An 11,327-nucleotide genomic window follows, 5' to 3' on the forward strand; every position below is an offset into this window, starting at 1 on the left:
CCGTACGGGGGTCGACGGTTCCGGCACCCCGCTCGCAGGAAGGGACCAACCGCTCATGGCCACCGCTCCGGAGAAGGCCGCGACCGGCACGCACGACACCGGCGACACCGGCGACACCGCCGACGCCGGCGCGTACGAGGTGCTGCGCGACCGTCTCGCCGCGCAGACCGCCGACCTCGCCCGCCGGGCCGGGCTCCTCAACGCCCGCCGGGTGGAGGAGTTCGGCTCGGCCCGGCTCGAACTGGCCTCCACCGAGCGGCTGCGCACCGAGCATCCGGGGGTGCCGTGCGACCTCGCCGCCGTCGGCGACGCCCTGCTCCTCGGCGCCACCGGCCGCCCGGGCCACCGCACCCGGACGGCGGCCGTGGCGGACGTCTTCACCCTGTACGACCGCGACCTGAACCCGCTGCCCGAGCCGGCCGTGCCGGGCCTGCTCGACGACCCGGCCTTCGTGCGGGAGTTCGCGGACCTGCACCGCTACTACCGGCAGGCCCGGCTGCTGCGGCTGCGCCCCGTCGGCGGCAGGCTGCTGGCCGTCTTCCGCACCGGCGAGAAGGCCGACGACATCCGCGTCCTGCGCTGGGAACTCACCGAGGACGGGCGGGCGGCCTTCCTGGACGCGCGGGGCGAACGCGACGACGTGTTCCCGCCCTCCCACGACTTCGAGTGGACCGCCGCGACCCGCGAGGACCACGTCCTGGGCCGCCATCCGCACGTGTCGGTGCGCGGCGAGTTCCACGTCAGCGCGGTCGGCGGCGCCCTCACCGTCAAGCTGGAGGACGACACCGAGACCGCCGGGGGCGTCTACTCCGAGCCCGTCGACGAACCCCTCCAGTCCCTGGCCGACGCCGACATCGCGCACGCCCGGGTGGGTGCCCTGATCCTGCTGCGGGTCCGGCCCTACAAGGAGGACACCGACCGGCACCTGGTGTTCAACACCCTGACCAAGTCGGTGGTCCGCCTGGACGGCATCGGCACCGCCTGCCGCCGCCTGCCCGACGACCAGGGCATCGTCTTCCCCGGCGGCTACTGCCTGGCCACCGGCGTCCACAAGACGTACGAACTCGACGCGTCCGGGCTGGAGTTCGAGCGCGAGGTGCGTTCGCCCAACGGCGAGGACGTGCTGTACGCCTTCCACGCGCGCGGCGAGAGCCGGGGCCTGCTGCTGTCGTACAACACCATCCGCAAGGAGGTCGCCAACCCGCTGCCCTGCCGGGGCTGGGCCCTGGCGGAGGACGGCACCTTCACCGTGCTGCGCGCGGACGGCGACGAACCCGCCCAGGTGCACCCCGTGCAGCTGTGGCACTCGCCGTACGTCTCCGACACGCATGCCGCCGCCGCGCCCGCCGGGAGCGGACCGCTGGCCCGCGTGGGCAACGCCGACCTGGTGCGCGGCATCTCCGCCTGCCTGTCCGTCGCCGGGGCCGTCGGCGAGGGCATCACCACCGCCGAGGGCTACCGGGCGCTCGCCGCCTCCTGCGTACGCGCGGCCGACGCCCACCACTGGCTGGGCGAGGCGGACCTGGGCGACCTGGCCGGCGCGCTGGCCGCCGTGCGCGAGACCGCCGAGCAGGTGCTGGCCGAGTACGAGACGGTGCGTGACCTGACCCGGCGCGCCGCCGAGGCCCGTGACGAGGCCGCCGAGCGGATCGCGTCGGTGGTCCGGCGGCTGCGCGGCGAGGCGCCCAAGGAGGCCGCCGCCTGGGTACGCGGCCTGACCGAACTGCGGCACGCGCACGGGCATCTGCTGACCGTCAAGGAGATGCGGTACGCCGACGCCCCCGGCATCGACGCCCTCGCCGCGGAGGCCGAGGAGTCCCTCGCCGAGCTGGGCCGGCGCGCCGTGGCCTTCCTCGCCCGCGAGGACGCCTTCGACGCCCAGCGCGCCGACGTGGAAGCGCTCGTCGCCGACGCGGAGGCCATCGCCACCGTCGCCGAGGCCGGACCCGTCGCCGCCCGGCTGGACGAACTCGCCGACGGGCTGCGCACGGTCACCGACGTCGTCGCCGAACTCGACATGGGCGACGCCACCGTCCGCACCGCCCTGCTGGAACGCGTCGCCGCCGTCCTGGGCGGCGTCAACCGCGCCCGCGCCACCCTCGACGCCCGCCGCCGGGCCCTCCTCGACCGTGAGGGCCGCGCCGAGTTCACCGCCGAGACGGCCCTGCTCGGCCAGGCCGTCACCGCCGCGCTCGCCGCCGCCGACACCCCCGAGCGCTGCGACGACCAGCTGGCGCGGCTGCTTGCCCGCCTGGAGGACCTGGAGTCCCGCTTCGCGGAGTTCGACGGCTTCCTCGCCGAACTCGCCGACAAGCGGACCGAGATCTACGACGCGCTCGCCGCCCGCAAGCAGGCCCTCTCCGACACCCGCGCACGCCGCGCCGAGCAACTCGCCGCCTCCGCCGCCCGGATCATGGAGACGATCACCCGGCGCTGCGCCACGCTCGCCGACGCCGACGCGGTCAGCACGTACTTCGCCTCCGACCCCATGCCGGCCAAGGTCCGCCGCACCGCCGACGAACTGCGCACCCTCGGCGACAGCGTCCGCGCCGAGGAACTGGACGGGCGCCTCAAGTCGGCCCGCCAGGAGGCCTCCCGCGCCCTGCGCGACCGCACCGACCTGTACGCCGACGACGGCCGCACCCTGCGCCTGGGCGCCCACCGCTTCGCCGTCAACACCCAGCCCCTCGACCTCACCCTCGTCCCCGACGGCGACGGGCTCGCCTTCGCCCTCACCGGCACGGACTACCGCTCACCGGTGACCGACCCGGACTTCGCGGCCACCCGCGCCCACTGGGACCGCACCCTCCCCTCGGAGTCCCCCGGCGTCTACCGCGCCGAACACCTCGCCGCCCGCCTGCTGCGGCAGCACGGCGCGAGCGCCCTCGCCGACGCCGACGACCTGCCCGCCCTCGTCCGCGAGGCCGCGCAGGAGGCGTACGACGAGGGCTACGAGCGGGGCGTGCACGACCACGACGCGACGGTCGTCCTGACGGCGCTGCTGCCCCTGTACGAGAGGGCCGGCACCCTCGTCCACGAGCCGGCCGCCCGCGCCGCCGCCCAGCTCTTCTGGGCGCACGGCACCACACCGGAGACACGCGACTCCTGGACCCGCCGCGCGCTGTCCCTGGCCCGCGCCCGGGACACCTTCGGCCTCTCGACCGCCATCGGCGACCTTGAGGACGAACTGGCGGAGGCTCTCGACGCGTGGACGCGGACGGACTCGGCGACCGGCGAGGACAGCGCCCGTGCGGCCGCCGCGTACCTCTTCCACGAGCTGACCGCCGGCCCCGGCGGCTTCGTTCTCGGTGCCGGTACGCGCACGCTCTTGGAGAAGTTCCGCCGCACCGTGGGCAGCCCGGCCTACGACGAGGACCTGGCCGCGCTGGACGACCTGGCCGCCCGGGGGCAGCTCGCCGAGGCGTGGATCTCGTCGTACGCCGCCGCCACCGGCGCCGACCTCACCCCCGGTGACCTGGCCGAGGCGGTCGCCGCCGAGCTCTGCCCCGACCTGCCCCGCTACGACGGCGACGTCCCGCCGACGGCCACGGCCGAGGGCCTGCTGGGCACCCACCCGCGCATCACCGGAGGCAGGCTGGCGCTGCGCCTCGACGAGTTCCTCGCCCGTACCGCCCGCTTTGCCGCGCACGACGTCCCCGGGTTCCGCGCCTACCAGCGGCGCCGTACCGCCCTGGTGGGCGCCGAGCGGGCCCGCCTGCGGCTGGACGACCACCGGCCGCGCGTCATGTCCGCCTTCGTCCGCAACCGGCTCGTGGACGAGGTCTACCTGCCGCTCGTCGGCGACAGCCTGGCCAAACAGCTCGGCGCCACCGGCGACGGCAAGCGCACCGACACGGGCGGCCTCCTGCTGCTGCTCTCCCCGCCGGGATACGGCAAGACGACCCTGGTCGAGTACGTCGCCGAGCGCCTCGGCCTGATGCTGGTGAAGGTCGGCGGCCCCGCGCTCGGCCACGGCGTCACCTCGCTCGACCCGGCCGACGCCCCGAACGCCACCGCACGCCAGGAGGTGGAGAAGATCAACTTCGCGCTGGCGTCCGCGAACAACACGCTGCTCTACCTGGACGACATCCAGCACACCTCCCCGGAGCTGCTCCAGAAGTTCATCCCGCTGTGCGACGCCACCCGCCGCGTGGACGGTGTGTGGAACGGCGCGCCCCGCACCTACGACCTGCGCGGCAAGCGCTTCGCCGTCTGCATGGCCGGCAACCCCTACACCGAGTCCGGGGCCCGCTTCCAGGTCCCCGACATGCTCGCCAACCGGGCCGACGTCTGGAACCTCGGCGACGTCCTCACCGGCAAGGAGGAGGCCTTCGCGCTCAGCTTCCTGGAGAACGCGCTCACCGCCAACCCGGTCCTGGCCCCGCTCGCCGGACGCGACCGCGCCGACCTGGAGCTGCTCGTCCGCCTCGCCACCGGCGACCCCACCGCCCGCGCCGACCGCCTCGACCACGCCTACCCGCCGGCCGAGCTGGAGCGGATCCTGTCCGTCCTGCGCCACCTGGTGGCCGCCCGCGAGACGGTGCTGGCCGTCAACGCCGCCTACATCGCCTCCGCGGCCCGGTCGGACGAGACCCGTACCGAACCCGCCTTCCGGCTCCAGGGCTCCTACCGCAACATGAACAAGATCGCCCAGCGTGTCCGCCCCGTCATGAACGACGCCGAACGCGCCGCCGTCCTCGACGACCACTACACCGCCGAGGCGCAGACCCTGACCCACGGGGCCGAGGCCAACCTCCTCAAGCTCGCCGAACTGCGCGGCACGCTCACCCCCGAGCAGGCCGACCGCTGGGCCGAGGTGCGCACCGCCCACGTCCGCGCCCGCACCCTCGGCGGCCCGGACGACGACCCGCTCACCCGTGCCGTCGCCGCCCTGGGCCTGCTCGCCGACCGCGTCGCCGCCGTGGAGTCCGCCATCACCCGCGCCGCCGACCCCCGCCACCTCCTGGCCGACCCGAACGCGCGGCACGCCGCCGACGGAACGGAGCGGTGAGCGCGGGGCCGGGCGCAGTCCCGGTCACGGTCCCGCTGACAGCCGCTCGCAGTCCGTCCCGCTCACTGCCCCGCTCGCAGTCCCGCTCACAGCCCCGCCGCGTCCGGCACGTCGAAGGCGTCCAGCAGGCCGGACGTGCCCGGCGGCCCCGCGTCGAGCCGCTGCTCGGACCAGATGGTCTTGTCGTGCCGGCTGTGCCGGACGCCCCAGTGGGTGCTGAGCCGCATCACGATGAACAGACCCCTGCCGCCCTCGTCGTTCTCCCGGGCCCGGCGCAGATGGGGGCTGGCGCTGTTGGCGTCCGTGACCTCGGTCAGCAGCCGGCCCCGGTCGCGGATGAGCCGCAGCCGCACCGGGCCCTTGCCGTAGCGGATGGCGTTGGTGACCAGCTCGCTGACGACGAGTTCGGTGGTGAAGACCGCCTCGTCCAAACCCCACGAGGCGAGCTGCCGGTCGACGAGCCGCCGGGCGGTCCCCACCACGGAGGCGTCGGCGGGCAGCGTCCAGTCCGCGACGTGCTCCGGCGACAGGGCGCGGGTGCGCGCGAGCAGCAGGACGGCGTCGTCGTGGCGGGAGGGCGCCATGTGGTAGACGGCGGTGTCGCACAGCTCCTGCAGCGGCCGGGTCGTGGAGGCCAGGATGTGTTCGAGACGGCGCCGGGCGGCGTCCCCGTGCTCGCCGTTGCCCCGGGTGAGGCCGTTGGTGTGCAGGGCCAGCAGGGTGCCCGGCGCCAGTTCGAGCACGGCCGGGGTGAAGACGTGTCCGCCGCCGGTCCCGAGCGGCGGCCCCTGCGGGACGTCCACGGTGCGGGGGGCTCCGTCCGGGTCGATGACGACGGGGGCGGGGTGCCCCGCGCAGACCATGGTGCAGTGCCGGGAGACGGGGTTGTAGACGGTGACCGCGCAGGTCGCCACCGGGGCGTTGCCACCCGGACCGGAGGCGTCCGCCAGCTGGGAGGCGACCTCGTCCAGGTGGGTCAGCAGCTCGTCCGTCTCCAGGTCCCGCAGGGCGAGGGTGCGCACGGCGAGGCGCAGCTGCCCCATCGTGGCCGCCGCCTCGATGCCGTGGCCGGTGACGTCGCCGACGACGAGGGCGACGCGGGTGCCGGAGAGGGGGACGACGTCGAACCAGTCGCCGCCGGCGCTCTCGGGCAGGTACACGTGGGCGGTCTCCACCGCCGAGAGCAGCGGGATCTCGCCGGGCTGCAGCCGCCGCTGGAGGGCGGCCGCCACGGTGTGCTCGCGCCGGTAGCTGTGCGCGTTGTCCAGGTGCACGGACGCGGTGAACGCCGCCTGCCGGGCCACGTCCAGGTCGGCCTCCTCGAAGGGGTCGGTCCGGTGCCGGTACAGGGTCAGCAGCCCGAGCACGGTGTCCCGGGCCAGCAGCGGGGCGACGATCATGGAGTGCACGCCGGTCCGGACCAGTGGCTCGAAGCCCTCCGGGTCGGTGGAGAGCCAGGGGTCGTCGGACGAGACGCCGACCAGCCGGGCCCGCATGTCGTTGAGGACCTGCGTGTACGGGGTGGGGAAGGGGAGCGGACGGCTGTCGCCCTCCTTGCGGCTCACCTCGGCGACCGGCGGGGCGAAGGCCACCCGCCGCAGCGGAACCTCCGTCGGCGGGGGACCGGCCGCCCGTTCGGCCGCGACGACACCGTCGTCCAGCAGGTCGACGGTGGCCGCGTCGGCGAAGGCGGGGACCAGGGCCGCCACCAGTTCGTCGCCGGTGGTCCGTACGTCCAGCGTGGAGCCGACGGTCGCGTGCACCTCGCTGAGCACGGCGAGCCGGTCCGCCGCGGCCTGCCGCTCGGTCACGTCCTCGACCACGCCCACCAGACCGGGCCTGCCGTCGCCGAGGTCGTGCAGCGGGAAGAGGGACACCTCGACGGCGAGGGTGCGGTGCGGGCCGGACGGCGCCCTGCCCCGGACCAGGCGGCCCCGCAACGCCTCGCCGGTGGACAGGACCTCGTCGATCAGATCCTGCAGTTCGCCCGCTTCCAACTCGGGGGCGAAGTCGGCGATCCGCTGTCCGAGGACGTCGTCCTCGGACAGCCCTCGCACTCCGCGGCCGCCCGGGGTGTAGCGGGTGACCTTCTGCTCGGAGTCGAAGACGAACAGACCCTGGGGCGAGTTGGCGAACAGCGCGTTGAGCACCGCGGCGTCGCCGATGGGATCGCCAGTCACCGCATGCTCTCCCTTCGCGGCCTTCCCCTCTCACCTTCCTCACCCTCTCGCATCGGCCCCGTCCGGCAACTCGGCCGGAGGATGTGCTTGGCTCGACGCGACCGCCGACAGCGGCAACCGGAGGAAGTGGGACCGGGAGAAGCGGAAACCGGAGGAAGCGGAAACCGGGGGAAGCGGGACCGGGAGAAGCGGGAACCGGGGAAGCGGGACCGGGAGAAGCGGGAACCGGGGAAGGGAGACGGACTGCCGTGCACGTGCTGATCCTCGGCGGCACCACGGAGGCCCGCCGCCTGGCCGAACTGCTGGCGGCCGAGCAGCCGGCGGGGCCGCGCGTGACGACCTCCCTGGCAGGACGGGTCTCCGCGCCCAGGACGCCACCGGGCGAGGTACGCGTCGGCGGCTTCGGCGGCGCCGACGGACTGGCCGCCTGGCTCCGCGAGCACGCCGTCGACCTGCTCGTCGACGCCACCCACCCCTTCGCCGGCACCATCACCCGCAACGCGGCACACGCCGCCGCCACCGCCCGGGTCCCGCTGCTCGTGCTGCGACGCCCCGGCTGGCGCCCGGTCGAGGGGGACGTCTGGCACGAGGCCGGCTCCCTGGCGGAGGCCGCCGCGCTGCTGCCCGCGCTCGGCCGGCGGGTCTTCCTGACCACCGGCCGCACGGGCCTGGCCGTCTTCGCCCCGCTGGCCGACCCGTGGTTCCTCGTCCGGTCCGTCGACGCGCCCGAGGGGGCCCGCCCGCCCCGCACGGAGGTCCTGCTGGACCGCGGCCCCTTCACCCTCGACGGGGAGCGCGAGCTGCTGCGCCGGCACCAAATCGACGTCCTGGTCACCAAGGACAGCGGGGGAGCGGCCACCGCGCCGAAACTGACGGCCGCCCGCGAGGCGGGGCTGCCCGTGGTCGTGGTCCGCAGGCCCCCGGTGCCCGAGGGGGTACCGGTGGTGGCCGAACCCGGGCAGGCGGCACGGTGGGTAGCGGAGACCCGCGCGAGGCGCTCGCCGAGGCCCTAGGCCGGGTGCGGGCCGCCGTACCGCGCGCGGCTCACTCCTCCTCGCTGGCGATCGCGTTGACCGCGGCGGCGGCGAGCGCACTGCCCCCGCGACGCCCCCGTACGACGAGGTGCTCCACTCCCGACGGGTGGGCGGCCAACGCCTCCTTGGACTCGGCGGCACCGACGAAGCCGACGGGTACGCCGATGACCGCGGCCGGGCGCGGAGCCCCCTCGCCGATCATCTCCAGCAGCCGGAAGAGCGCGGTGGGCGCGTTGCCGACGGCGACCACGGCGCCGTCCAGCCGGTCGCGCCACAGCTCCAGCGCGGCGGCGCTGCGCGTGGTGCCGAGCCGGGCCGCCAGCTCGGGGACGGCGGGGTCGGACAGGGTGCACACGACGTCGTTGTCCGCGGGCAGCCGGGCGCGCGTCACACCGCTCGCCACCATCCGCACGTCGCACAGCACGGGCGCACCGGCCCGCAGGGCCTCGCGGGCGCGCGAGACGACGTCCGGGGACCACGACAGGTCGCGGACCAGGTCGACCATGCCGCAGGCGTGGATCATCCGGACCGCGACCCGGCCGACGTCGGCGGGCAGTCCGGACAGGTCGGCCTCCGCGCGGATGGTGGCGAAGGACTGGCGGTAGATGGCCGCGCCGTCCTTCTCGTACTCGTACTCGTACTCGTACTCGGAGTCGTACGGGGTCACGGTGCTCTTCTCGCTGTTCTCGGTCGGCGGACGGCCACGGCGGGGAGCATACCGACAGGTGTTCGGCGCCGGTTTGCGGTGCGCCGCAGGGTGAAACCCGGCAGGCACCACCCACACGTACCCGTGAACGGAAGGGAAGCGGCCGCCATGCCCACCACCGTCAACGACCTGCTCCGTACCTACCCGGCCGACCTGGGCGGCGTGGACCGGGAGGCCATGGCCAGGTGCATCGAGGAGTGCCTCAGGTGCGCCCAGGCGTGCACCGCGTGCGCCGACGCCTGCCTGTCGGAGCCCACGGTCGCCGATCTGACCAAGTGCATCCGCACCGACATGGACTGCGCCGACGTCTGCACCGCCACGGCCGCGGTCCTGTCCCGGCACACGGGCTACGACGCCAACGTGACCCGGGCCGTGCTCCAGGCCTGCGCGACCGTCTGCGCGGCGTGCGGCGACGAGTGCGCCCGGCACGCCGGCATGCACGAGCACTGCCGGGTCTGCGCCGAGGCGTGCCGGAGCTGCGAGCAGGCGTGCCAGGAACTGCTCGCCGGCCTGGGCTGAGGCCGGCGAGCAGTTCGCCGGGGACCGGTCCGGCCGGTCAGTGGTAGGCGTGGACGACGGCGTGGCCCTTGCCGCGGCCGATCATCCACTTGTTGACCGGCGTGGTGATCACGAACGCCACGGCGAAGCCGCCGAGCAGGGCGTACCAGAACAGCCCGTCCGACAGGTGCGCCTCCATGGCGCCGGGGACCAGGGCGATGATCCCGTTGTCGACCAGCTCCATCACCGCGATGGAGACCGTGTCGGCGGCCAGCGCCACCTTGATCGCGGCCTTCAGGGACACCCCGGCGCGCACGACCGCGAAGAGGGTGAGGGAGTAGCCGAAGACGAAGGCCAGGGCGATGGCCAGCACCATGGTCGGCACGTTGCCCCACATCAGCGCGGTGCCGATGACCATGCCGAGGATCTCGCCGATGGCGCACCCGGTGAGGCAGTGCAGCGTCGCCTGCATGGCGGTCGCCCAGGTGGTGCCGTGCCCGTGCCCGTGCCCGTGCTCATGGGCGTGCCCGTTGTCCGCGGGGGCGGAGTGGTGCGTGCTGTGGTGCGTGCTGTGGTCCATGTCGTGGTCCATGACGGAGAATGTATACCCCTAGGGGGTATCTAGTCCAGGAGGTGCACCCGTCACCAGGCCTCCGAGTCCTCGGCCCCGTCCGTCACGGGCGCCGTCCGGACCGTCGCCCGCACCCGGGCCGCGAGCAGGGGGAACACGAGTACCGAGACCATCGCGGCACCGACCAGCGAAGCCGCCCGGTCCGTGGCGATCAGCTCCTGGTCGACGCCGATGGTCGTGATGGCGACGACCAGCGGCAGGCACGTCGAGGTGAACAGCGCCAGCGCCGCCCGGTCCCCGCGGCCGAGATCCCTGGGCGCGAGGAGGTACACCGGGCCCCCGTGCACCAGCAGGAAGAGCAGCAGGAACCCGGGCACCAGCAGCAGCGCGCCCGGGTCGTGCAGCAGCGCGTCCAGGTCGAACTCGATGCCGGTGACCACGTAGAAGAGGGGCACGAGGAAGCCGAAGCCCATGGCCTCGACCTTGCCGAGGACCTCCCCGCTGCTCGCGGGCGCGGCCCGGAGCAGTACCAGCCTGGTCAGGACGCCGGCCGCGAACGCGCCCAGCAGGACGTCGAGTCCGAAGACCTCGGCGAGGCCCAGCATGCAGGCGAGCAGCAGCATCACGAACCGGACCGCGAACTGGCCGCTCGTGTGCAGGGTCCGCTCGGTCAGCCGGGCGAACCAGGGCGGTCTCGGGCGCAGCGCCCAGAACACGGCGGCTGCCGTGATCGCTCCGAACGCGGCCAGCAGCGCCGCCGACTCGGCCGGCCGCCGTCCGCTGAGCAGCAGCGCCACGGCGATCACCGGCCCGAACTCGCCGACCGCGCCGAACGCCGAGATCACCGTCCCGAACCGGCCGCGCAGCTCGCCGCTGTCCCGCAGCATCGGCAGTACGGTGCCGAGCGTGGTGCTGGTGAGCGCGGTGCCGATGACGAACGCCCCGAAGACGTCCCCGCCGCTGACGAGCAGCGCCAGCGCGATCCCGGCCGCGAGGGCGATCGGCCAGGACCACAGGGAACGGCGCAGGGTGTCGCCCCGGACGGCGGCGAAGTCGATCTCGTAGCCGGCCAGGAAGATGAGCATGGACAGGCCGAGGTCGGCCAGCGTGTCCACGACGTCGTCGGGACGGGCCCAGCCGAGTACGTCTGGCCCCATCACGATGCCGAGCGCGATCTCGAAGATGACCAGGGGAACCCGGACCCGCCGCCCCGTGGCGTGGCGAGGAGCGGCGCCAGGACCGCGGCGGCCAGGATCAGGACGAGGGTGCCCGGATGGCTCACGGGACACCGCCGTGCCGCCCGGCCGCGGACTGCCGCGCACGGCGC

General features: G+C 74.6%; 6 protein-coding genes and 1 pseudogene. 3 read left to right on the forward strand and 4 right to left on the reverse strand.

Translation table 11 applies throughout. The annotated features are described in order from the left end of the window. Positions 1-55: 55 nt before the first annotated feature. Positions 56-5,011 carry a DNA repair ATPase gene (locus Sru02f_RS02400; RefSeq protein WP_109034914.1) on the forward strand — a complete coding sequence of 1,652 codons (4,956 nt, stop codon included), beginning with the start codon at positions 56-58 and terminating at the stop codon, positions 5,009-5,011. A gap of 86 nt (positions 5,012-5,097) precedes the next feature. On the opposite strand, the gene Sru02f_RS02405 is transcribed toward Sru02f_RS02400, so the two are convergent. After that, positions 5,098-7,191 carry an ATP-binding SpoIIE family protein phosphatase gene (locus tag Sru02f_RS02405; protein ID WP_109034912.1) on the reverse strand — a complete coding sequence of 698 codons (2,094 nt, stop codon included), beginning with the start codon at positions 7,189-7,191 and terminating at the stop codon, positions 5,098-5,100. A 248-nt stretch (positions 7,192-7,439) separates the two neighbouring features. Here Sru02f_RS02405 and Sru02f_RS02410 point away from each other — a divergent pair, with 248 nt between their 5' ends. Beyond that, entirely contained in the window at positions 7,440-8,204 is a 765-nt protein-coding gene (locus tag Sru02f_RS02410) for a cobalt-precorrin-6A reductase (RefSeq protein ID WP_109034910.1), read from the forward strand. Between the two features lie 31 nt (positions 8,205-8,235). Here the strand turns inward: Sru02f_RS02410 and Sru02f_RS02415 are convergent, their stop codons facing one another. After that, entirely contained in the window at positions 8,236-8,892 is a 657-nt protein-coding gene (locus tag Sru02f_RS02415) for a precorrin-8X methylmutase (protein ID WP_109034908.1), read from the reverse strand. Positions 8,893-9,039: 147 nt separating this feature from the next. On the opposite strand from Sru02f_RS02415, the gene Sru02f_RS02420 reads away from it, so the two are divergent. After that, positions 9,040-9,450: a four-helix bundle copper-binding protein gene (locus Sru02f_RS02420; protein WP_003975554.1), complete on the forward strand. Its 411-nt coding sequence runs from the start codon at positions 9,040-9,042 to the stop codon at positions 9,448-9,450. Positions 9,451-9,487: 37 nt separating this feature from the next. Here the strand turns inward: Sru02f_RS02420 and Sru02f_RS02425 are convergent, their stop codons facing one another. Further along, entirely contained in the window at positions 9,488-10,009 is a 522-nt protein-coding gene (locus Sru02f_RS02425) for a DUF4396 domain-containing protein (RefSeq protein ID WP_167469779.1), read from the reverse strand. Between the two features lie 62 nt (positions 10,010-10,071). Beyond that, positions 10,072-11,282, reverse strand: a pseudogene (locus Sru02f_RS02430) (cation:proton antiporter). Between the last annotated feature and the right edge of the window lie 45 nt (positions 11,283-11,327).

This window comes from Streptomyces rubrogriseus, assembly GCF_027947575.1.
In the GTDB taxonomy this organism is placed as follows: Bacteria; Actinomycetota; Actinomycetes; order Streptomycetales; family Streptomycetaceae; genus Streptomyces; species Streptomyces rubrogriseus.